This is a genomic window from Clostridium transplantifaecale, assembly GCF_900626075.1.
Taxonomy (GTDB): domain Bacteria; phylum Bacillota; class Clostridia; order Lachnospirales; family Lachnospiraceae; genus Otoolea; species Otoolea transplantifaecalis.
In genome coordinates, this window is the sequence record NZ_UYZY01000005.1 from 274,955 (window position 1) to 297,078 (window position 22,124).

The 22,124-nt window shown below is 48.4% G+C and carries 21 protein-coding genes; 18 read left to right on the plus strand and 3 right to left on the minus strand.

Translation table 11 applies throughout. From position 1 onward, the window contains the following. Position 1 precedes the first annotated feature (1 nt). From EJL91_RS18595 to EJL91_RS18655, 13 genes are all read left to right on the plus strand, one after another. A complete protein-coding gene (locus EJL91_RS18595) occupies positions 2-1,015 on the plus strand; it encodes a FecCD family ABC transporter permease (RefSeq protein WP_125143458.1) in 1,014 nt (337 codons plus the stop codon). Positions 1,016-1,027: 12 nt separating this feature from the next. Then, entirely contained in the window at positions 1,028-2,131 is a 1,104-nt protein-coding gene (locus tag EJL91_RS18600; protein ID WP_125143459.1) for an ABC transporter ATP-binding protein, read from the plus strand. 254 nt (positions 2,132-2,385) lie between these two features. Beyond that, entirely contained in the window at positions 2,386-2,919 is a 534-nt protein-coding gene (locus EJL91_RS18605) for a flavodoxin family protein (RefSeq protein WP_125143460.1), read from the plus strand. A 392-nt stretch (positions 2,920-3,311) separates the two neighbouring features. Then, positions 3,312-4,925, plus strand: a complete 1,614-nt coding sequence (locus EJL91_RS18610; protein WP_125143461.1) for a hypothetical protein — start codon at positions 3,312-3,314, stop codon at positions 4,923-4,925. Between the two features lie 166 nt (positions 4,926-5,091). After that, entirely contained in the window at positions 5,092-6,234 is a 1,143-nt protein-coding gene (gene hflK, locus EJL91_RS18615; RefSeq protein ID WP_125143462.1) for an FtsH protease activity modulator HflK, read from the plus strand. An 11-nt stretch (positions 6,235-6,245) separates the two neighbouring features. Then, entirely contained in the window at positions 6,246-7,118 is an 873-nt protein-coding gene (hflC, locus tag EJL91_RS18620; RefSeq protein ID WP_125143463.1) for a protease modulator HflC, read from the plus strand. A 49-nt stretch (positions 7,119-7,167) separates the two neighbouring features. After that, positions 7,168-7,371 carry a tautomerase family protein gene (locus EJL91_RS18625; RefSeq protein WP_125143464.1) on the plus strand — a complete coding sequence of 68 codons (204 nt, stop codon included), beginning with the start codon at positions 7,168-7,170 and terminating at the stop codon, positions 7,369-7,371. Between the two features lie 339 nt (positions 7,372-7,710). Continuing rightward, positions 7,711-9,117, plus strand: a complete 1,407-nt coding sequence (locus EJL91_RS18630) for an MATE family efflux transporter (RefSeq protein WP_125143465.1) — start codon at positions 7,711-7,713, stop codon at positions 9,115-9,117. Between the two features lie 87 nt (positions 9,118-9,204). Beyond that, entirely contained in the window at positions 9,205-9,993 is a 789-nt protein-coding gene (locus tag EJL91_RS18635; protein WP_125143466.1) for a YoaK family protein, read from the plus strand. Positions 9,994-10,018: 25 nt separating this feature from the next. Continuing rightward, complete coding sequence (locus tag EJL91_RS18640) at positions 10,019-10,960, plus strand: hypothetical protein (RefSeq protein WP_125143467.1); 942 nt, start codon at positions 10,019-10,021, stop codon at positions 10,958-10,960. Positions 10,961-11,170: 210 nt separating this feature from the next. After that, positions 11,171-11,938 carry a prepilin-type N-terminal cleavage/methylation domain-containing protein gene (locus EJL91_RS18645; protein WP_125143468.1) on the plus strand — a complete coding sequence of 256 codons (768 nt, stop codon included), beginning with the start codon at positions 11,171-11,173 and terminating at the stop codon, positions 11,936-11,938. A gap of 23 nt (positions 11,939-11,961) precedes the next feature. After that, entirely contained in the window at positions 11,962-12,714 is a 753-nt protein-coding gene (locus EJL91_RS18650) for a TraX family protein (protein ID WP_125143469.1), read from the plus strand. A 32-nt stretch (positions 12,715-12,746) separates the two neighbouring features. Beyond that, on the plus strand, positions 12,747-12,929 hold the full coding sequence (locus tag EJL91_RS18655; RefSeq protein WP_125143470.1) for a hypothetical protein: 183 nt from the start codon (positions 12,747-12,749) through the stop codon (positions 12,927-12,929). A gap of 153 nt (positions 12,930-13,082) precedes the next feature. On the opposite strand, the gene EJL91_RS18660 is transcribed toward EJL91_RS18655, so the two are convergent. Together EJL91_RS18660 and EJL91_RS18665 are read right to left on the minus strand one after the other, a co-directional pair. Then, positions 13,083-13,667: a sugar O-acetyltransferase gene (locus EJL91_RS18660; protein ID WP_125143471.1), complete on the minus strand. Its 585-nt coding sequence runs from the start codon at positions 13,665-13,667 to the stop codon at positions 13,083-13,085. 230 nt (positions 13,668-13,897) lie between these two features. Continuing rightward, positions 13,898-14,731: a pentapeptide repeat-containing protein gene (locus tag EJL91_RS18665; protein ID WP_125143472.1), complete on the minus strand. Its 834-nt coding sequence runs from the start codon at positions 14,729-14,731 to the stop codon at positions 13,898-13,900. A 153-nt stretch (positions 14,732-14,884) separates the two neighbouring features. Here EJL91_RS18665 and EJL91_RS18670 point away from each other — a divergent pair, with 153 nt between their 5' ends. The 5 genes from EJL91_RS18670 (at position 14,885) to EJL91_RS18690 (ending at position 21,617) form a co-directional block, all read left to right on the plus strand. Beyond that, the gene (locus EJL91_RS18670; protein WP_125143473.1) at positions 14,885-15,439 is read left to right on the plus strand and encodes a TetR/AcrR family transcriptional regulator; all 555 of its coding nucleotides are present in this window, start codon (positions 14,885-14,887) and stop codon (positions 15,437-15,439) included. Between the two features lie 81 nt (positions 15,440-15,520). Then, a complete protein-coding gene (locus tag EJL91_RS18675; protein ID WP_341467033.1) occupies positions 15,521-16,474 on the plus strand; it encodes a polysaccharide deacetylase family protein in 954 nt (317 codons plus the stop codon). Positions 16,475-16,652: 178 nt separating this feature from the next. Then, on the plus strand, positions 16,653-17,990 hold the full coding sequence (locus tag EJL91_RS18680; protein WP_164516887.1) for an esterase/lipase family protein: 1,338 nt from the start codon (positions 16,653-16,655) through the stop codon (positions 17,988-17,990). A gap of 41 nt (positions 17,991-18,031) precedes the next feature. After that, entirely contained in the window at positions 18,032-18,991 is a 960-nt protein-coding gene (locus EJL91_RS18685; protein ID WP_125143474.1) for a nucleoside hydrolase, read from the plus strand. A 112-nt stretch (positions 18,992-19,103) separates the two neighbouring features. After that, the gene (locus EJL91_RS18690; RefSeq protein WP_125143475.1) at positions 19,104-21,617 is read left to right on the plus strand and encodes an FAD-dependent oxidoreductase; all 2,514 of its coding nucleotides are present in this window, start codon (positions 19,104-19,106) and stop codon (positions 21,615-21,617) included. 153 nt (positions 21,618-21,770) lie between these two features. Here EJL91_RS18690 and EJL91_RS18695 read toward each other — a convergent pair whose 3' ends face one another. Then, positions 21,771-22,001, minus strand: a complete 231-nt coding sequence (locus EJL91_RS18695; RefSeq protein ID WP_125143476.1) for an HPr family phosphocarrier protein — start codon at positions 21,999-22,001, stop codon at positions 21,771-21,773. Positions 22,002-22,124 lie beyond the last annotated feature (123 nt).

A 22,124-nucleotide genomic window follows, 5' to 3' on the forward strand; every position in this document is an offset into this window, starting at 1 on the left:
TATGACGAATAGAACAAAGATGAGATATGGTATTTCATTTGCCTTTCTGGCAGCCCTTTTGTGCATTCTGCTTCTGTGGAACATAGGCTCGGGCAGCGTCGGCCTGTCCGTGCGGGAAATATGCAAAATCCTGTTTTGGAAAACGGGGGAGGATACAGCTTATCATATTGTATGGGATATCCGTCTGCCGCGCATTCTGGCGGCCGTGATACTGGGGGGCGGGCTTTCGGTATCCGGATTTCTGCTGCAGACATTTTTCGCAAACCCGATCGCAGGCCCGTTTGTGCTCGGCATCTCTTCCGGTGCAAAGTTAGCGGTATCATTGATGATGATCACGATGCTGGGAAAGGGGATTGCCGTGGGCTCGGCGGTCATGATCCTGGCGGCATTTGCAGGAGCCATGATTTCCATGGGGCTTATCCTTCTGATCTCCGGAAGGGTGAAAAAGATGTCCATGCTTGTTATCTGCGGGGTTATGATAGGTTATATCTGTTCCGCCGTAACCGATTTTGCCGTGACATTTGCGGATGACGCCAATATCGTCAACCTCCACAACTGGTCGATGGGCAGCTTTTCCGGGATGTCCTGGGAAAATATCAGAGTAATGACTGCGGTGATTTTTGCATCGTTTATCCTCGTTTTTCTGATGGCCAAACCAATCGGCGCGTATCAGATGGGAGAGGTTTACGCACAGAATATGGGAGTGAATATCCGTTTGTTCCGGGTGGCTCTCATCCTGCTGTCCAGTATTTTATCGGCCTGTGTCACCGCCTTTGCGGGTCCTGTCTCCTTCGTCGGGATTGCAGTGCCTCACCTGGTGAAGAGCCTGTTTAAAACGGCAAAGCCGATTCTTATCATACCGGGGTGCTTTCTCGGAGGAGCGGTGTTTTGCCTGTTCTGTGATCTGATTGCCAGGACGGTATTTGCCCCCACCGAGCTTAGCATCAGTTCCGTTACGGCCGTCTTCGGCGCACCGATTGTCATTTATATGATGGTAAGAAAAAGTATACGGTAAGGAGGGATTTTCGTGGCAGAGGATTATATTTACACCGATCACATGGCTGTGGGATATGGAAAAGTCCCTCTGATTAAAGAGATTGAAATCCATGTAAAACAGGGGGAGATTGTTACCCTGATTGGCCCGAACGGAGCGGGAAAGTCTACGATTTTAAAAAGCATTATCCGGCAGCTGGGACTGATTGGCGGAACTGTTTTTCTGGACGGCTTATCCATGCACGGTATGCCGGAAAAGGAAATCGCGAAGCGGATGTCTGTCCTGATGACGGAGCGGATCCAACCCGAACTTATGACATGTGAAGATGTGGTGGCTACAGGCCGATACCCCTATACCGGCCGTCTGGGAATCCTTTCCGGCGCAGACAGGGAAAAAGTCCGGGAGTCCATGGAGCTTGTCCATGCCCGGGAGCTGGCCGGGCAGGATTTTACGGAGGTCAGTGACGGCCAGAGGCAGAGGATTCTCCTTGCCCGCGCGATCTGCCAGGAACCGAAAGTCATCGTACTGGATGAACCGACATCATTTCTGGATATCCGCCACAAGCTGGAACTTTTGACCATTCTTAAAAACTTGGTGCGCGATAAAAATGTGGCGGTCCTCATGTCGCTCCATGAATTGGATTTAGCACAGAAGCTCTCTGATTATGTTGTCTGTGTCAATGAAAATTCCATCGAACGCTGCGGAACGCCGGAAGAAATCTTCACCACCACCTACATTACAAAACTTTATAAAATCACGAAGGGCAGCTATCATGCGGAGCTTGGCTGCCTTGAGATGGAGCCGGTGGGAGGCAGGCCTCAGGTATTTGTCATAGGTGGAAACGGGAGCGGAATTCCTGTTTACAGGCGGCTGCAGCGAAAGGGGATCTCCTTTGCGGCCGGAATCCTTGGAGAGAATGACATCGATTACCCGGTGGCAAAGGCATTGGCGGCGGAGGTGATTTCCGAGGCTCCGTTTGAAATGATCAGGGAGGACACGTATAGCAGGGCGGCGGAAGTCCTTGATTCCTGCAGTCAGGTCATCTGCTGCCTGTCGGAATTTGGGCCGGTCAATGAAAAAAACCGCGCTCTGGCAGAACGCGGAAAGGACAGACGAATCAGCGCTGATTTTATTTGAGGAAGATGATGCGTCCTCATCTTTGGTCTCAACTGTTGTTACTGTTCCAAACACTTCTATGAGGTATCGTAAACGAGTTGAATATTTAATCTGCCGATGTTAAAATAATAGATATAGGATGCCGGATTGCTGGAAAAGCGCAGGATGGTTCTTTTGTATTATGTTTTGGATACGTCAGGCCGGTATAGGGACGAAGTGCCCGGGCGGCCTGCAATAACAGACAGGTAAGCGGAAGACGACAAGGAGGCATAGCGATGAAAATTGTAGTTTTAAACGGCAGCCCGCGCAAGGGTGGAAATACGGAACTGATGGTGGATTCTTTTATAAAAGGAGCGTCGGAGCAGGGGCATGAGGTACATAAGGTAAATCTGGGGGAGAAAAAGGTGGCCCCATGCCTGGCCTGTGAATACTGTTTCTCCCATGACGGAGTCTGTATTCAGAAGGATGACATGAAAGAAGTGTTGGAGCTGACGGACGGCGCAGATATGATTGTATTTGCTTCTCCAATCTACTGGTTTACGGTGAGCGCACAGTTAAAGGCGGCTATCGACAGACTCTATGCGAGAGCCAGAAAAGGATTTACAATCCGCTATGCAGCCCTGATGCTGGATTCCATGTCAGACGGGGTATACAAGTCAGCTATCGATGCATATGAGGACACCTGCAATTATCTCGGCTGGAAGAGCAAAGGGATTCTGACCGTTCCGGGAATGAGCGCCAAGGGCGCTATGAAAGATTCCAGAGGGGCTGAGAAAGCCTATGAGCTGGGCAAGGGACTAATAGGATGAGAATGAGGCTGCTGCCTGGATGGTGGGAGCAAGCATTTCTGAGGATATTCTGAAAGTGAAAGAAAAGATCAGGAAAAAGACGGTATCTGTTCCGGCCGGGAGTGATGTCAGAGGCTCCTTGCCGGATGACGGATGCTGTTTTTTTGTGGGGAAAATCAGAGCATGGAGCAAAAGTCGGTGGAAAAGAATCTCCGCCATGAAAACGTAAGAATAGATTAATTAATATTCAATAAGTGAAAAGACAGAATATGGTAAAATTAACTTTATAATTATCAGATATATAACCGGAGTACAGGAAATGCAGGAAACAGACAGTGGGATTAATGAAAAATAGCGTCATCGTCCTCATTGATCCCGTCATTTCTTTTTAAGAGGAATTAAGGAGGTTTTTTATGAAAAAGGGGAAAATAGCAGCGCTTGCGGTAATTTTATGCCTGTCTTCTACTGGTGTTTTGTCCGGCTGCAGCGGTTCGGGGAAAGACAGTGGGGAGCATAATTCTGAAGCTCCGGCAGATCAGAGAGAAAATACGGCAGAGAGTGAGGATGTAGAACGGAGAAACGCGGAGGATGGCAGGGAGAAGGACGGAGCCGAAGCAGACGCGGAAGTGGTGAAAGGATTTCAGATTGTGGACGGCTACGGGATATGTGAACCCGGCAGTCCGGCTTTTTACCAGTTATCGCGCAGTGAGGATGCCGGGGGAGGCGTCTGTTTTGAGGTAGATAACGGGATGGCAACACTCAGGCTGTTTGGCGCGGTGCGCCAGGGACAGAGTATGACGGTGAAATTTGAGATTACCGACTATTCCGTGAAAGTACTGCCAGAGGAAGAGACGAAAAAGATCAGGGAGCAGGAAAAGGAAAACCGGGAGAAGCAGGAGCGGGGAGAATCCGTGGAATGGGACTGGAGTTACATCTGCCTGGACGAGGAGAAGGGAATTTACGGAAGAAGTGACTTTGAGACAAAAATATTTGAGAATAAAAAACCGGGACTTTATACGGGGAATGCCAGAATTTACGGAAACGGGATGCAGACGGGCGGGACGACGTTCACGACGGGAGCTTCGGGAACCGAGTATGAAAAATTTTTTGAGGACGGAGCGCTGACGAAACTCTGTGTCAAGAGTGTTGAGGACGGCGGCTTCACAACCAAGGAGCCGGACGGATTATATAAACTCGAGGTAGAGGGATTCGATGAACCGCTTGTATTTGCTTTTGAAAAGGCGCCTGAATACCAGACTCTCGAGGAGATAGACGGGATAACCACACAGGACGGATTCCACGTTTTCGCTGTGGGAAAGGAAGAGGAAGGCAAACTTAAGGTGACGGTGAATACCTATTCGGAGGATGGATTCCGTCTTCAGCCGGGAAAGGCACAAATCAGAGTCGTGCCGGAGCCGGAAAAGAATAGGCAGGAAGAGGCTGTAATGGTTAATGCAGACAGGGTGCGTTATGCGTCTGTGAAAGAAAATTACCAGGGCGTAAAAGCAGGAAGTTATACGGAGTATACGTGCAAACTGCCGGAGGGCGTAACGCCCCGGTCGGCAGAATTTGTTCCGGAAGCGATGATTGCTGCCTCCGAGGAAGTTTCACCGGTAATCAAAGTGGAAATTCCTGAAAAGGAGATAGAGATTGAACAGAAAGTAGAATTCAGGGACTCTGTAATTACTCTCACGGCGGTGCATAAAACGGAGGAAAAACAAGAGATTGGAGTAGATGAAAACGGAGAAAAGGTGACGAAACCCATAGTTCGAATTGATGCAACGGCAAGTTCCACTAATCCGGCTCTGGAATTTTATATGGTTAGCGGCTTCACGGGAGAAGAGACGGAACGTAACATGTATTTTAACGGCGGCCTTACCCCGCTCTTGAAGGATGAGGAAAACGGCGTCGGGCTGGAGGGCTTCAATATCGCATATGAAGAGGGCGGCAGTGAGGTGACATTCCAGCTGGCATCCCCCTACTATAAACTGGTAAAGAAACTGGAAATTCCGGTCCGGCTGCAATAAAAATACAGTAAAGTAAAAATATGTGTTAAGAAAGCGCTAAAAATGTAATTGCAATAGACGGGGGAAAAGGATAGAATAGAAGAGTGCACCAAAAAGAAAAGACGACAGGAAATTCAACAGAGGAAATGTGCTGTTAGGCATCAGACAGAAGAACAGGAGAGTGAAAATGTATACAAACAGAAATCCTTTTGGCGGAAACCAATTCGGAAACCAAAATCCGTTTGAAGATTTACTGAAGAAGAAAAACAAGGAAAAGGAGCCTGAAACCTTCGACAGTAACGGAAAGAAGATCAGGAAAAAACCTCCGTATAAGAAAATGCTGGGGGTGGTTTTTCTCTTTTTCGTAATTATTGCAGGTATTAATTCCTACTATATGCTGGACGAGGACAATTACGCGGTTGTCACAACCCTGGGAAATCCTCAGGCAGTATCCAAGGCGGGACTTCATTTTAAGATACCGTTCATCCAGAACGTCAAGATGGTTTCCAAGGTCATTACGGGTATGCCTATCGGCTACAGCCTTGAGACAGGGCAGTCCATTGACGAAGAATCGGTTATGATTACAAAGGATTTTAACTTTGTAAATACAGATTTCTATCTGGAATACATGGTGAACGATCCTGTTAAATATCTTTATGCGTCCCAGGACCCGGAGGCGACACTTAAGATGCTCGCCCAGTCTTATATCCGTGACACGGTGGGAGTATACAATGTGGATGATGTCATCACCACGGGAAAGGCTGCAATCCAGTCGGAAATCAAGGAAAAGCTGACCAACCGGATGATAGAGGAGGATATCGGACTCTCGGTTGTAAATATCACGATACAGGATGGATTTCCGCCGACAGAAGAAGTTCTGAGCGCCTTTAAAAACGTGGAGAATGCAAAGCAGGGTAAGGAAACTGCCATCAATAACGCCAACAAGGACAGAAATGAGAAGATTCCTCAGGCGGAAGCCGAGTGCGACCAGATCATCAAGAACGCCGAGGCGGAAAAACAGTCCAGAATTAACGAGGCGCAGGGCCAGGTATCACGTTTTGAGCAGATGTATGCGGAGTACAGCAAATATCCTCTGATCACAAAGCAGAGAATGTTCTATGAGACGATGGAAGACGTTCTGCCGAGCCTGAAGGTCTATATCGTGGATGAAAGCGGGACGCAGAAGATGCTTCCGCTGGACAGTTTCATGAATGTCCCTCCGGCTCAGTCAGGCACGGTCAATCAGCCCGGCCAGACGGCCTCATCTTCGCAGAAGGCAGCTGAAGGTGATGCACAGCAGAAACCGCAGAACACAGAGCAGGACAATTAAGGAGGACTCAAATGAAACGAACAGGGAATAAGGTGATCGGTGTTTTTATAGCATTGGCGGCGGTTGTAATTCTGGCCTCTTCCATTGTTGTGACATACCCGAATGAATATAAATTAATTAAGCAGTTCGGCGAGATTGTCAACGTCATTGAGACGCCGGGAGTATCTCTCAAAATACCGTTTATACAGGAGAGCGCTTCCGTGCCGAAGGAACTTCAGATTTATGATATCCCGAAATCCGACGTAATCACAAGAGAAAAGAAGAGCATGATTGCCGATGCATTCGTACTCTGGAAAATTTCTGACCCGGTGCTGTTTACAAGGCATTTGAACGGTCAGATTGCCCAGGCGCAGTCGAGAATTGCAGCTTCGGTTTTCTCCTCGATGAAATCTGTTATCTCCAATATGGATCAGGCCGAGATTATTGAGAACAGAAACGGCAAACTGGCCCTTGATATAAACTCCAATATCAGCAGTTCGCTGGACGGCTACGGCATCACCGTGCTGGCCGTGGAGACAAAATCCCTGGACATGCCGGATGACAATAAACAGGCGGTTTATGACCGTATGATTTCAGAACGTAACAATATCGCGGCCTCCTATTCGGCCCAGGGTAATTCCTCTGCCCAGATGATTAAAAATAACACGACAAAAGAAGTATCCGTTATGAAGTCAGAGGCCAGGGCAGAGGCGGAAAAGATTAAGGCGGAGGGTGAGGCCCAGTACATGCAGATCCTCTCCAACGCGTATAATGATTCCAGCAAGGCGGATTTCTACAATTTTGTCCGCTCACTGGATGCGGCGAAAGCGGCTCTGAAGAACGGCAATAATACGCTGATTCTCGATAAGAGCTCGCCGATTACACAGATTTTTTACGGGTATTGATTTGAATGATTTAAACACAATCATATAAAGAATTCAGGAGGTGCATAACATGCCGCATATCGCAATTACAATGTATCCGGGCAGGGACCACGACACCAAGGCTGCCCTGGCAGAAAAAATGAGGACAGCTATTGCCGGTGAACTGGGAATCAGTGAATCGGTGGTTTCCGTATCCATTCAGGATATCGAAAAAGAGAACTGGGATAAGGAAATGGAGAAGATACCGGACGAGGCCATGTTTATCAGAGTCTGATACCGGCGCCGGAAGAAAGAATCTGAAATTATGTTCTTGAAAAAAAGAATAACTTGTGGTATTCTGATAGCAATTTCAAAATACAAACACAGTTATTTGCCACCGGGTAAATAATTCAGTGTCTGAACACACTCCGTTAGGTCTAAGCAGGAGTGGGTTCAGACATTTTTTATATCACAGGAAAGTATTCCTATGATATAAAAAGCCCTCCGGGCAGGATCGCACTGCGGCGGAGAGGAATCATGCCGCTAAAGCGACCCGCCGCAGGCGGAGAATCCCGCAGGCGGGATTCTTTATATCACAGGAAAGAGCAGGGAAAGGGCAGGGAGGAGCAGAGTGATGTCACACACAGAAGCAATAAAAAATAAGCGCAGCCGCAGCGGCGGTAATGGAGGAGAGAGTGTACCGGCTCTGTTTGCACGGTATGTGAGCCTGAATGTGATGGGAATGATAGGATTGTCCTGTTATATACTGGCCGATACTTTTTTTGTTTCCAAGGCGCTCGGGGCGGCGGGACTTGCATCCCTGAATCTGGCAATTTCCGTATACAGTATCATCAGCGCGGCCGGGCTGATGTTCGGCATTGGAGGGGCGACACGTTTTGCCATCTTAAAGACACAGGGGGAGGAGGAAGAGGCCAACCGTGTCTTTACATGGACTGCAGCGATGGGACTTTTTGCAGGCCTGTTATTTGCATTTCTGGGAGTGTTCTTTGCCGGCCATATTGCCGTCTGGCTGGGGGCAAACAGCGAGACGCATGAAATGACGGCCACCTACCTGAGGGTTATCCTGTGCTTTGCACCCTGTTTTATCCTGAATAACGTCGTTCTGGCATTTGTCCGCAATGACAGGAATCCGGCCCTGTCCATGGCGGCGATGCTGACCGGGAGTATAGGAAATGTAATTCTGGATTACCTGTTTATGTTTCCGCTTTCCATGGGGATATTCGGAGCTGCTTTCGCGACCGGGCTGGCGCCTGTCATGAGCCTGGGAGTGCTTTCGCTTCACTTTGTAAAGAAAAGAAATACATTCCATCCGGCGGCGGTGCGGCCGGAACTGAGAAGAAGCGGAGCCGTTCTGATGCCTGGGCTGTCCTCCTTTATTACCGAGGTATCTTCGGGGATTGTATTGATTGTATTTAACCTCGTTATTTTAAATCTGGCGGGTAATACCGGAGTTGCGGCATATGGGATTGTAGCTAATCTGGCTTTGGTCGTGATTGCCGTGTTTACCGGTATCGCACAGGGAATTCAGCCGCTGGCCAGCACCGGATACGGCAGGGGAGACGGAAGGATGCTTTGGCAGGTTGTCCGGTATGCCGTCGGTCTGGCGGTCTTTCTTGCGGTTGCGGGCTATCTCATTGTCTGCCTGTTTACGGATCCAATCGTCCATATCTTTAACAGTGAGGGGAACCGGGAGCTGGTAGCGATTGCAAAGACCGGAATCAGGCTGTACTTCACGGGCTTTTTATTTGCCGGGATCAATATCCTGGCCGCCGCGTTCCTGAGCGCCGTTATGAGGCCGAAACTGGCCTTTATTATCTCGGTCACAAGGGGCGGCGCGGTTATTATTCCTCTCGTACTTCTGCTTTCCCTGGCGTTTGGCATGGAGGGCGTGTGGCTTTCGTTTACCCTTTCGGAATTTATCACCTGCCTGCTCTCTGTGGGCGGAGTGATTAAATGCGGGGCGGAGCTGTTCGGTAAAAGTGAAATTTCCTATGGAAATGAGGCACAAAATACGGTATAATTTGCCTGGATGAAGATGGCGGCGGTTTTGGCCGTCATCGCAGAAAATGCTTCTGACAGAGAGGCGGAGGGCGAAAGGAAGAGTGAGATGACAGGACGGACAGCAGGGTATGTAAGGAACAGCAAATGGCAGATGTCGGAATCTCTGGCGCTGGGCGTGGTCCTGACCCTGGCGGGCGGATTCCAGGATGCATATTCCTATAACTGCAGGGGAAAGGTTTTTGCGAATGCCCAGACCGGCAATATTGTATTGCTGGGACAAAACCTGGCAACGGGAAACTGGGGGAGCGCGATCCGATACCTTTTTCCTCTCCTTGCATTTATCGGAGGCGTCTATGTGACGGAGTGGATTCATGAATTGTATAAGGAGCACCGGCTGCTGCATTGGAGGCAGATTGTCCTTTTAATTGAGATTGTGATGCTGCTGATTGCAGGATTTCTTCCTCAAAGCATGGACACCCCGGCCAATATTCTGCTTTCTTTTGCATGCGCAATGCAGGTTAACAGCTTCCGTAAATTCCGCGGAATTCCATGCGCTACGACAATGTGCATCGGCAATATGCGCAGTGCGACGGAGATGCTGGGACGGTATCATATTACAAAAGACCCGGAGCTGAAACGGAAGGCGCAGCACTATTACTTTATTATTTTCATTTTTGCCATTGGAGCCGCGATTGGAGCCGTCATTTCCATGAAATGGGGAAATCGGGCAATTTGGATTGCGGCAGCGCTGATGTTTTCCGGATTTCTCATGATGTTTATTAAAAGCGAGATAGAGGAAAATCCTGCCATAAGGAAAGAAATCGAAAAAATTGAGGAGCAGGCGGCGGAGATGCTCCATGAAGAAATAGAAAACAGCAATTCGGACAGACAGTAAATAGCGTTCAGTAGAGGAGATTAAGATGAGACGGAGATCAGGAAGTGTGGCGCTTGTGGTATTAGGACTTCTGATGGCGGGCTGCGGCAGCCATCAGGAGGCATCGGGCACCATAACGGCAGCCGCAGCGGTAGAGAGCGGTTCGGAAGCGCAGGAAGATAACAGCATAGAAGAAAATGGGGGGAACATTACCGGAGATAATAATGAGCTGAGTAAGGAGACACTGGAAACAACAGTGCTGAAAACTGCCGGTGAGAGCCCGGAAACAGCGCCAATGCTGTCGGGCGAGATACATATGGAGAATCCGTCCTGGGATTACTACAGCTTAGAGGTGTCGGAACCGGCGGCATCACCCCTGAGTCTTGTAAAATTGACGGAGGAGGCCAATCAGATCACGGACACAGAAGCGTGGTTTGAGAAAAACAATCTTACCACGGATGTAGAAAACACGGGAAATTATACCTGCGATATTCTTACGGGAGAAGGGGGAGAGCCCTACCTGATCCGGGTAACGAAAAAGGAGAGCGGCGAAAGCTATATCCTGAATTTTTCAGATTACCAGTTTGCAAACGATTTTAAGGAGAGCGATGCATTTATCGTAAGGCAGACGATCCGCTCTGCACAGGTAAAGGATGACATCCTGTACCTCTCAATTGGCCATCTCACCTATGCGGAAACATCCCCGCATAATGCCTATGTGGCTGCGGTGGATTTGAAACAGGGGAAACTTTTATGGAAGAGCAGACCGCTGGTGAGCAATGCGCGAAATTTTGTAATAAAGGGAGATGTCCTTCTTTGCGGCTACGGATTCACGGCGGAGCCGGACAACCTCTACCAGCTTGATCTGGCCACGGGTCAGGTCATTGCCCAACTTCCTTTAAAGTCTAAGGCGGATTATCTGATTCTGAAGGATGATACTCTGTATGTGAGGACTTACAATACCGATTATACGTTTCGGGTGGAATAACGATTTAAATTTAACAGGCGGGTAAGAGGATGCGGTGCGGACTCTTACCCGCCTGTTAGAAGTGATTGTCAATATATTTTTTATCATCCGCAAAACAAGTATGGTAAAAAAACAACAAAAATGGTAAGATTAAGATGCTCATATGGGCTGGAGGAACAAGACGTATTATTTTTGTATGTTTTTACTATAGTTTGTGGGAAAAGGTGCGGCATGAGAAAAAAAGACAGAGGTTTCAGCTTAATCGAGCTGATTATTGCGATTGCAATTCTTATCATATTGACAGGGCTTTTGGCGCCTCAGTTTATGAAGTATATTGAGAAGTCCAGGAAGGCGGCATGTCTGAATAACATTGATGTTGTGATTCAGGAATATCAGGTAGCATTGATTGAGAATCAGAAAGTCACTCCAGAGGAGGTGCTAGATGATATTAAGCCCAAATGTCCGTCAAAAGGATTTTATTCAATAATACATAAGGGAGAAGAACTTTTTGTGATTAATTGTAGTGAACATGGAAATAGTGATGGCATTAGTACAGATCCGGCCGTGGCAGCGGCTCAAAAGGCATATAATGAAATGAAAGATTTTGTGGGACTAACCCATGATGAGACTATAAAAATTACAGGAACAAATTCTAATAATACAGCAATACGCGATTATTTGTTAAATAAGCAAGGAGGCAGTTGGCCTGAATTTGATAAGCAATACACACAAAAAGCTGGATTTAACAAGAACCTTTATGTACAACCATATATTTTTAAAGGTACTTCCGATTATAAAAGGACGGATGATATTATAGTTTATGCAGGGGCAAGTAAGGATAATACTGGTGATGCTTGGGTGGCTTATCTTATCTATAATCCACAAAATGGTCTGTGGTATCATGCACCGGATAATAAATCAACGTATCGAATCCAGGATAAACCCTGGGATGTAATTCAAAAAGATACTATTGACAATGGGTGGCTCCCTGTTAACTAAATAAAGAAGGCAGGGTATAATCCATGACAAAAAAACGAAAACTTTTCCCCGCGTGCCTCACCGGCAACGCACTGAAATTTATAGCGGTCTTTACAATGCTGATCGACCATATAGGAGCGGCTCTCATCGAATATGGGATTCTCTGCTCTTACGATATCGATCGTATGATGATGATTTTAGGGACGGAAGAGGGCATGCGCTGGTATCTGCTTGATCTGGTGTTGCGGATCATTGGCAGAATTGCATTCCCGATATTCTGTTTCCTTTTGGTGGAGGGATTCCTTCACACACGGGATGAGAGAAAATATGCAAGAAATTTGCTTTTGTTTGCATTTATCTCGGAAATTCCCTTTGACACCGCATTTTTCGGCAGTCAGCTATACTGGGGAGCACAGAACGTGTATTTTACACTGTTTATCGGTGTGGTCATGATGTGCTTTCTCAGAAAGTATGAAGGAAGACTGGGGATGCAGGCCGCCGCGGTTGCCGCTGCCTGCGTGGCTGCGTTTCTGATTAAGAGTGATTACAGCTATTTTGGAATATTAATCATTGCGGCGCTGTATCTTCTGAGGAACCGGCGTTCTAAGCGCTTTATTACAACCGGCGTCCTTGCCGCCCTGGAATCCCTGCCCCTGTTCGGTACGGCTGCGCTTTCTCTGATACCGATTGCCTGTTACAATGGGGAGAGGGGAAAACTGCGCATTAAGTATTTCTTTTACCTGTTTTACCCGGTACACATTACGCTGCTGGTCGGTCTGAGATACCTTTTGTTTTAAAATAATAAAAATATGATTTAGGAGTTGTTATTTTGGATTTACATTTAGAACCCATTACACGACGCAACCGGAAAGAAGCTTTAAAGCTCAGGGTTGCAGCAGGTCAGGAAACTTTTGTAGAGACTGTTTCCCAGTGCCTTTCAGAGGCCGGACGGAATCCGGTGTGGAAACAGGTCGGAATCTGTGCGGAGGAACGGATGGTGGGATTTGGATGATTTATCAACAGTTTAAGGCGTGCTGAAAGGCACGCCTTTTATGATGCAAAGTGTAATGCAAAATATGATGTAGAGGAAGGTTTCGCAATTTCCCGAGAGCTGGTTCCGGCCATCGCAGAGATGGCCGCGGAGGAAAGAGGATCCCTGCGACCGTCAATTGTTATCCCGGATGACACGGCAGGGATTTCCGCAGGCAATCTTATTTGAGGGGATATTTCTTGTCACGACGCTTCCCGCGCCGATTACGACATTATCTCCGATGGTAACTCCCGGCATGATAATCGCTCCGCCGCCAATCCAGACGTTATTTCCAATGGTGACAGGGGCGGTCTGTGTCTTGCAGAATGCAAAAGAACCATCTTCCTTTGGCCCGCTAAACCGGTCCTTTGCATTTGTTGGGTGAAACGCCGTGTATATCTGGACATTGGGCGCAATGAGTGCATTATCTCCAATGGTAATTTTATTGTCGTCCAGAAATACACAGTTCATATTGACTTCGCAGTTATTACCGAAGTAGATATTATCTCCATAATCGGCGAAGAAGGGAGCCGTGATCCAGAGATTGGCGCCCCGTCCGCCCAGCAGTTCTGCCAAAATTCTGTCTTTTTCGGCCAGATTTTCAGATTCGGTACAATTGTAGTCACGGACAAGGTTTTTAGCTTTGTGCCATCGGGACAGGAGCTCACCGTCTCCGCAGTCATAGAGCTGTCCGGCTAACATTTTTTCACGTTCCGTCATAAAGTTCCTTTCTTTTGTTCTTTCTCTGATCCCGCTCATAACGGCGTGCTGCGCTCAATAACGTGATTCGTGATGCACGGAAACGGCTGAAGGCCGCTCGCGGAATACTAACTGTAAACAAAATGAGATTTCTTGCGTAATATGGTACGGTTTAAACAGCAGCCGTACGGTTCGGGCAAATAATTTAGAAAAAAGCTCCGTCAATCAAATCTTAAAAATTTCAGGCCTGCCTATTTCTTCCAGGTAAGCGGCCTTAACAAATGGCCGGGAATACGCGTTCCGCTATTACCTGCGGCTGTGTTAAGCTGGCTTTGGGTTAAGAAAATACATTCGCTGAGGTCTGCGTTTTTGATGTTGGCATCCCTTAAATCAGCGCCCAGAAGGCAGCTTCCCGTCAGGCGGCAGCCTTCCAGATTTGCCGCTATCAGGAGCGAAGAACTGAAATCAGCACCGTCCAACACGGCTCTCTGAAAGTTATGTGCAATGAGATTGGTTTTCCGCGGAGCGCCGTTTGAATGGTTCACCTTCATTTTAACAAATTTTATTGTGTTTTTAAACAGGAGGTTCACCTTTAATTTAAAGTTTTCGATATCAAATTCTAAAATTTCTTCGGGCGAGGAATGAAGCAGGCAATGCAGTTTTAAAATATGAATCCTGCTTTCTTCCCAGAGCGGTTCTGCCGGCAGCAGGTTAAGGATTTCCGTCAGATACAACTGTATCTGCTGCAGATAAAATGCTTTAACAAAAACATCAAAAATCTCACCGGCTTTATCGGGAGCCGATTTCCAGTTTATACCCGGGTACAGGGCGGCTGTAACCGGCCCGGCTCCGCAGCAGTCATAAGACAGACAGCCTTTTAGCTGCTTCGAACCAAGTTCACCGTGAATCAGGCAGCGGAAATTGCCGTCCAGGCCGCGGCACGGTTCCCCTGCCTTCTTATCGGAGGGGAAGCCGTCGTATCTGGAAAAATACAGGGCGACGCAGCAAAGCCCGGAGCAGCTGCCGCAATTGATACGGAATTTATTAAAATCATGATATTCATGCTGATACAGATGAAGTTTCAAGTTTGTACCTCCTTTTACAAAGCCGATCCCGAAAATAGAACTGTCACACTTGTGCCACTTTCTAACTGATAGTATAATATTTACAGCAGTATTTCAACCGTTTGCGAAGAAGTGCTACAAAGGAGCGCGAAACGTGACACAAAAGGAGAAGATATGAAAAAAGTAAATCCGATTGCGGAGCAGTCCAGAAAGTGGCTTGCCGATTCATTGTTTGAGTTGATGAAAAAACAGCGCTATTCCGACATTACAATCACGGCTATATCGGAGAATGCCCAGCTGGCCCGAAGGACATTTTACAGGAATTTCAGTTCCAGGGAGGAGGTAATCATTTACGCCTGCACGCAGATTTGTGAAGAATACATACGGTATTTAGACAGGGATATCGAATATTCGGTCCGTCATATCATAGAGGTTTATTTTACGTTCTGGCAGGAACATATGGACTTTCTGGAACTGCTGGCAGGTAATAATCTATTATGCCACTTAATCGATGTTTCCAACCGATACTGGCCGCAGATTTATGAGCGTTTCAGGAAATATTGGGGAGAGGAGTGCTCGGATAAGGAATTGGAATACTGCCTGCTCTTTAACATGGGCGGACTGTGGAATATTTTGATCAAATGGATTTACAGCAGGGAGAGGGAAAATCCCTGGGAGATGGAGCGGATGGCAGGCAAATCGCTCCGCTGTTTTGTGAAAAGCATTTAATGCACAATTAAAAAAAATCAGGATGAAACTTTATCCGCCCTTTCTCCGTCTAATATTCAGTACAGAAGAAAAGGAGTTGTTATGATGAGGCGGAAGAGAAGAAAGATTAAAAAGATGGCGCTGGCAATGCTGGTTCTTGGATGCATGATTGCGGCGGCTACGGCTGCATATGCAGGAGCTCCGTCTGCCTCTGGAAGTTCCGGGACAGAAAACAGAATTCCCAGTGAGAGACAGATGAGCCGGGAAGGACAGACGCTTCAGAATGAACAGGCGTCCCCCGTGGGAACGGCAGTCTCCGGGCAGACTGTGAGTCAGGAGACACAGGCGGAACTGGAATCCCGGGCCGCCGAATCCCTGGCGGCGGAAGTAGAGAAGGAGGCCGAAGAAGCAGGTCCTGTTCTAAGCGGCGGAAGATATATTGATCCTTCCAAACCGATGATTGCACTGACCTTCGACGACGGGCCGTATGCGCCGGTAGGAAACCGCATTATGGACAGTATGGAAAAATATAACGGCCGCGCCACTTTCTTTGTTGTGGGAAACCGCGTGGCGGATTACAAGACGGAAATCAAGAGAATGCATGACAACGGCCATGAAATTGCCAATCATACATATGACCATAAATATCTGAACAGGCTGAGTGCGGACGAAATTGTCAGCCAGGTGGAGCTTTGCAACCAGGCTGTTGCGGCTATAACGGGGGAGAGCCCCAGACTGGTGCGTCTGCCGGGAGGAAGCAAAAACAGCACGGTTTTAGACAACGTCCATTATCCGATCATTTTGTGGAATATCGATACATTGGACTGGAAAACAAAGAGTGCCGACAAGGCGGCGGAGGCCGTGCTCGGTAAGGTGAAGGACGGAGATATTATCCTGATGCACGAGCTTTATAATTCGTCGGGAGACGCGGCGGTCCGGATTATCCCGGCCCTGTCCGAACAGGGCTACCAGTTTGTGACCGTGAGCGAACTGATCCGCTTCCGGGGCGGGGTAAAGAACGGGGGAATCTACTATAGCTTCCATCAGCAAAAATAAAGAAAATAATGAATGATTACAGAAAAAGGGACTTTCCAGTGGACAGATGGAGAATCCCTTTTTCTGTGCATGGAAACCGCCGTCTTGTTTTGAAGAACGAGGTAAGCTATAATAACCAGAGGGCAGATGTTATGCCGGTGTATTCCGGCATTCCTGCTCACTGGAAAGGGGCGGGAAAATGAAGTCTATTATAAAATACATCATCCGTATATTCTACGCTGTCATCCTGTTTGCGACGGCCAATATACCGGCTCTCGGACTGCTTTACAGGAGGCCTCAGTGGCTTTTTCTGATTCTGCCGTGTTTTGTGCTGGTGAATATCCTGCCGCTGCCGGAAGGCAGGAAACTGCCGAAACGGCGGCTTGCCGTGTGTGCGGGCGGCTGTGAGCTTTTAATCCTTTTTCTCATCTCTATGGCCGCGTCGGCTGTGTACCTACTGTCATTGATACCGTCTTCATTTCCCGGCAATGCAGTGCTGTGGTTTGGAAATCTTCTCTGCGTCGTGCTTGTGGAGGCTGCTGTGTTCTGGAATGGAATTATCAGGGTCTACGCTACATCGGCCCAGATTGGAATCAAATGGCGGGTGATAGGCATTATCTGCGGCTGGATTCCGGCGGCCAACCTGATTGCCCTGTGGAAAATCATCAGAACGGCTTCGGAGGAAGTGAAATTTGAAAGCGGTAAGATACTGAAAAACCGCGAAAGAGAGCAGGAGCAGATTTGCAGGACCAGATATCCCATACTGATGGTCCACGGTGTATTCTTCCGGGATTTCAAATATTTTAACTATTGGGGCAGGATACCAAGTGAGCTTAAGCAGAACGGAGCCGTGATTTATTACGGCAACCACCAGTCGGCGGCCTCGGTTGCGGACTGCGGGGAAGAGCTTGCAAAACGCATCCTGCAGACCGTCAGGGAGACCGGCTGCGGGAAGGTCAATATCATAGCCCATTCGAAAGGCGGGCTGGACAGCCGGTATGCGATCAGCCTGCTGGGCATGGAGCGGTATGTGGCAACGCTGACAACGGTGAATACACCCCACAGGGGATGCATCTTCGCCGATTACCTTCTGGGGAAAATTCCGGTGCAGGTGAAGGAAAAAGTGGCGGCCAGCTACAACACGGCGCTGAAAAAGCTGGGTGATCAGAATCCGGATTTTCTGGCTGCGGTTGGTGATCTCACGGCCTCTTCCTGTAGCCATTTTAACGAGATTGCCCCGGATAAACCGGGCGTATATTACCAGAGTACAGGATCCAAGTTAAACGTTGCTTCCGGCGGCCGTTTTCCTCTGAACTTCTCCCATGAGCTTGTGAAACATTTTGACGGGCCCAACGACGGACTTGTGGCCGAGAGCTCATTCCAGTGGGGAGAACGGTATACACTTCTCACAACAAAGGGGCGCAGGGGCATCTCACACGGAGATATGATTGATCTGAACAGGGAAAATATCAGTGATTTTGACGTGAGGGAGTTCTTTGTCGGCCTGGTAAGCGATTTAAAAAACAGAGGATTTTAGAGACGGGACAGAAAGAGATTGAACAGAAGGAGATTAAATATATGAAAATGATACTCGATGTGGACACCGGAATTGACGATGCACTCGCAATTGCTTATGCCGTGGGCGCAGAGGAAGCAGAACTTAAGGGAATTACCTGCTGTTTCGGCAATGTCAGGGTGGAGACGGCGGTCAGGAATACGCTTCAGATCCTGCACGTCCTCGGAGCCGGAGACATACCGGTCTATGCCGGAGAAAACACCACATTTGCCGGAAAAGATTTTATTCCGGCCGAGGTGTGTAAAAGAGTCCACGGTTTAAATGGAATCGGGGACGTCGAACTGCCGGAAACTACAAAAAATGCAGAAAAAGAAGATGCTGTTACTTTTATGGCATCCATGGCGGATCAATACGGGAGGGAACTTGTCATCGTGGCGACGGCGGCCATGACCAATCTGGCCCGTTTTATCGAGCGATATCCGGAAAAAGCGGCCGGGGTCGGCTGCATCTGCGTCATGGGCGGCGCAGTTACCGTTCCAGGCAATGTGAACCGCTACGCCGAGGCCAATATCCTGGCCGATCCCGAGGCGGCGAAATATGTTCTGGAAAGCGGAATCCATATCCTGATGATCGGTCTGGATGTGACACTTAAGACGATGATGAGCGCGGAGGCGATGGAAGAATGGATTCGTCCGTGGCGGGAGGCCGGGACAAGAGCGGGAGATAAGTTTGCAGAGATGGTCCATTATTACTGTTCCCATGAGGTAGGGAAAGAGGGAAAACGGGAAGGCGCGATCCATGACCCGCTGGCGGTTGCCGCAGCGATTCATCCGGAGCTTATGGAATTCTTTGAGACAAACCTGACCGTGGAGACGGACGGAAAGTCGAGGGGCAGGACAACAGGGGATTTGAGCCGGCTGAAATGTCGGGAAAAGACGGTAAAGGTCTGTGTGGATGCCCAGGTTGATTCATTTTTAAATGATTTTGTAGGAACAGTTCAAAAAGCGATACATAGGATTTAGCCGCTTTTGCCATACTATATCAGAGACATCATGTCGCACAAAGCGATCCGCCGCAGGCGGAGGATTCTTTAAACGGAATTCTTTCATATAGTTTGGCAAAAGGAGGCATTGTATGCAGAGCATAAGACTGAAGGAAGATTTTTACTGGACGGGAATTATAGACGAAGGCCTGCGGGTATTTGATATCATCATGTATACGGAATTTGGCACCACCTACAATTCTTATGTACTTAAAACGGGGGACAAGACAGTCCTTTTTGAGACGGCAAAGGCTAAATTTTTCGACGAGTACCTTACAGAGCTTAAGAAAATTACCGATATCGATAAAATCGATTATCTGGTGGTTGACCACACGGAGCCGGATCATGCGGGCAGCGTGGAACTTCTTCTGGATATCAATCCCAATCTGAAGGTGATTGCAACCAGCTGCGCGCTGAATTTCCTTAAAAATATCGTAAACCGGGATTTTTACAGCATCCAGGTCAAGGACAATGAGACAATGAAAATCGGAGACAAGACGCTCCGGTTTATGACGGTTCCAAACCTCCACTGGCCGGATACGATGTATACCTGGATAGAGGAGGACAAGATTCTTGTCACCTGTGACTCATTCGGCGCCCATTACGGTGTGGAGGGCGTGCTGAGAAGTCAGGTAAAGGATGAGGAGAATTATAAAAAAGCGGCCAGATATTATTTTGACTGCATCATAGGCCCCTTTAAAGGATTTATGATGAAAGCGCTCCGGAGAGTGAAGGAGCTTGATCCGGTTATGATTTGTACGGGCCATGGCCCGGTGCTTGACACAAAGATTGAGGAAGTATTTGAAATGTATGAGGACTGGTGCACCGTCACCAATCCAAACAGCAGGAAAACCGTGATTATTCCCTATGTCAGCGCCTACGGCTATACGGAGGAGCTGGCCGAAAAAATCGCCGACGGAATCCGCGGCAGCGGCCCGGTGGAGGTGAGGCTCTACGATATGGTGACGGCCGACGCTGCAAAGGTAGTGGGGGAACTGGAGTTTGCCGACGGAATTCTCTTCGGGACGCCAACGATTGTAGGCGAGGCGCTGAAACCCATATGGGATTTGACCACATCTATTTTTCCGGCCACCCACGGGGGAAAATATGCTTCCGCGTTCGGCAGTTACGGCTGGAGCGGAGAGGGTGTTCCCCACATTATCGGACGCCTGAAACAGCTTAAGATGAAGGTGCCGGATGACGGTTTCAGGGTGAAGTTTAAACCGGACGAGGTGGCGTTAATGGACGCCTATGAATACGGTTATCAGTTTGGATGCCTTGTGCAGGGAAAAGAAAAAACGGAAGGAAAACGGGCTGAAAATGCGGCAAAAGGACCGAGGAAACTCGTAAAATGTCTGGTCTGCGGTGAGATTTTCGATTCCTCGCTTGATACCTGCCCTGTCTGCGGGGTGGGGCGTGAATACTTTGTGGAGGTTGATACGGAAGAAACCGATTATCATCACGACACGGAGGACTTCTATGTAATCATCGGAAACGGAACGGCGGGACTTTCTGCCGCCGAGGAGATACGAAAGAGGGATAAAACGGCTTCGGTTGTCATGGTATCCGATGAACCTTATGACACCTACAACCGCCCTATGCTGACAAAATCCATGCTGGCCGGGCTGCAGCCGGAACAGATTGCCGTGAAAGAAAACGAGTGGTACGAAAAAAACAATATTATCCGTGTCCTTGGCAGGCACGTGGCGTCCATCGATACGGAGATTAAACAGATTGTTCTGGAGGACGGCACAAAAATGGTGTATACGAAGCTGATTTACGCGCTGGGGGCCGAGTGCTTTATTCCCCCGATTAAAGGCGCCGGACAGGAGCATGTGGCAGCCGTCCGCCGTCTGGACGACGTAATGAAAATTATCAGCCTTCTGCCTGAAACCAGGAACGTATGTGTCATCGGCGGAGGCGTCCTGGGTCTGGAAGCGGCCTGGGAGTTCAGAAAATCCGGCAGGGAAGTAGCCGTTGCGGAAGCGGCCCCGGGGCTCATGATGCGGCAGTTGGATCAGGGTGCTTCCGACATGATAAAAGAGATTGCAGCCAGAGAAAAGATTCGGATTTTCACCGGGGTTCAGGCCGAGGAAATCCTGGCAAAAGGAAAGGGCGTGAGGCTCTCAAACGGGGAGAAGCTCCCTGCCGATCTCGTCATAATCTCAGCCGGAATCAGCCCCAACACGGAGCTGGCAAAGCAGTCCGGCATTGCCGCACAGAGAGCTGTGGTCGTCAATGAGAAAATGGAAACCAATGTGAAGGATGTCTACGCATGCGGAGACTGCGCCCAGTATCAGGGCATGAATTATGCACTGTGGAGCGAGGCGTCGGCCCAGGGTAAGGTGGCCGGAGCCAATGCGGCAGGAGAGGCGGTCGAATACGAACCGCCGTCCATGGGACTTTCCTTCCACGGAATGAATACAGCTCTGTACGCGATTGGAGATACGGGAAAGAACGAAGCGCTGTCATACCGGACCGAGGAGAAAAAAGACGAGGCCAGGAAACAGTATGAAAAATATTACTACGCCAACGGGCAGTTAAAAGGCGCGATTCTCATCGGCGATCTTTCCAGAATGGCAGAAGTGACGGAGAGAATAAAATAGGAAACAGCAACAAAAAACAGCAACAAAAAACAGGCGGCATGGGTGCGGATTAACTCTGCATTCATACTGCCTGTTTTTCTTCCTTTTCCGAACAATTAAATGCAATGGAACGTCTGTCACGGGCGTCTCTCACCGATTTCCGGCCTCCTCTTCCTACTGACAACGGCAAAAACCAAGCTTTTCTATCAGTTCATCAGGATTTCCGTAATGCAGCTTGAGATTTAAAAGTTTTCCGATCCCGAGGCTTAAAATTCCAAGCATGGATTTTCCGTCCACAATCTGGCTTCCGAACTGCAGATCCAAATCACCGTTAAAACCGTCGACTGCCCGCAGGTATTGCCTGATATCCTCTAACGTATCAAATTTCACCTTAACTTCACTCATGTGAGATCCCCTCCTATATATTTATATTTTTCTTTCTCAGAATGGTGAATGATGTTTACATTGTAAGGGGTAACGGGGAGAATAGCAAATAAAGATTTCGTTAATCTTTTACACATGCGGAAG

Bases quoted from the DNA above. Each gene is read 5' to 3' on its own strand.
- EJL91_RS18595 (WP_125143458.1), top strand. From the start codon at position 2: ATGACGAATAGAACAAAGATGAGATATGGTATTTCATTTGCCTTTCTG.
- EJL91_RS18605 (WP_125143460.1), top strand. From the start codon at position 2,386: ATGAAAATTGTAGTTTTAAACGGCAGCCCGCGCAAGGGTGGAAATACG.
- EJL91_RS18610 (WP_125143461.1), top strand. From the start codon at position 3,312: ATGAAAAAGGGGAAAATAGCAGCGCTTGCGGTAATTTTATGCCTGTCT.
- hflK (WP_125143462.1), top strand. From the start codon at position 5,092: ATGTATACAAACAGAAATCCTTTTGGCGGAAACCAATTCGGAAACCAA.
- hflC (WP_125143463.1), top strand. From the start codon at position 6,246: ATGAAACGAACAGGGAATAAGGTGATCGGTGTTTTTATAGCATTGGCG.
- EJL91_RS18625 (WP_125143464.1), top strand. From the start codon at position 7,168: ATGCCGCATATCGCAATTACAATGTATCCGGGCAGGGACCACGACACC.
- EJL91_RS18630 (WP_125143465.1), top strand. From the start codon at position 7,711: ATGTCACACACAGAAGCAATAAAAAATAAGCGCAGCCGCAGCGGCGGT.
- EJL91_RS18635 (WP_125143466.1), top strand. From the start codon at position 9,205: ATGACAGGACGGACAGCAGGGTATGTAAGGAACAGCAAATGGCAGATG.
- EJL91_RS18640 (WP_125143467.1), top strand. From the start codon at position 10,019: ATGAGACGGAGATCAGGAAGTGTGGCGCTTGTGGTATTAGGACTTCTG.
- EJL91_RS18645 (WP_125143468.1), top strand. From the start codon at position 11,171: ATGAGAAAAAAAGACAGAGGTTTCAGCTTAATCGAGCTGATTATTGCG.
- EJL91_RS18650 (WP_125143469.1), top strand. From the start codon at position 11,962: ATGACAAAAAAACGAAAACTTTTCCCCGCGTGCCTCACCGGCAACGCA.
- EJL91_RS18660 (WP_125143471.1), bottom strand. From the start codon at position 13,667: ATGACGGAACGTGAAAAAATGTTAGCCGGACAGCTCTATGACTGCGGA.
- EJL91_RS18670 (WP_125143473.1), top strand. From the start codon at position 14,885: ATGAAAAAAGTAAATCCGATTGCGGAGCAGTCCAGAAAGTGGCTTGCC.
- EJL91_RS18675 (WP_341467033.1), top strand. From the start codon at position 15,521: ATGATGAGGCGGAAGAGAAGAAAGATTAAAAAGATGGCGCTGGCAATG.
- EJL91_RS18680 (WP_164516887.1), top strand. From the start codon at position 16,653: ATGAAGTCTATTATAAAATACATCATCCGTATATTCTACGCTGTCATC.
- EJL91_RS18685 (WP_125143474.1), top strand. From the start codon at position 18,032: ATGAAAATGATACTCGATGTGGACACCGGAATTGACGATGCACTCGCA.
- EJL91_RS18690 (WP_125143475.1), top strand. From the start codon at position 19,104: ATGCAGAGCATAAGACTGAAGGAAGATTTTTACTGGACGGGAATTATA.
- EJL91_RS18695 (WP_125143476.1), bottom strand. From the start codon at position 22,001: ATGAGTGAAGTTAAGGTGAAATTTGATACGTTAGAGGATATCAGGCAA.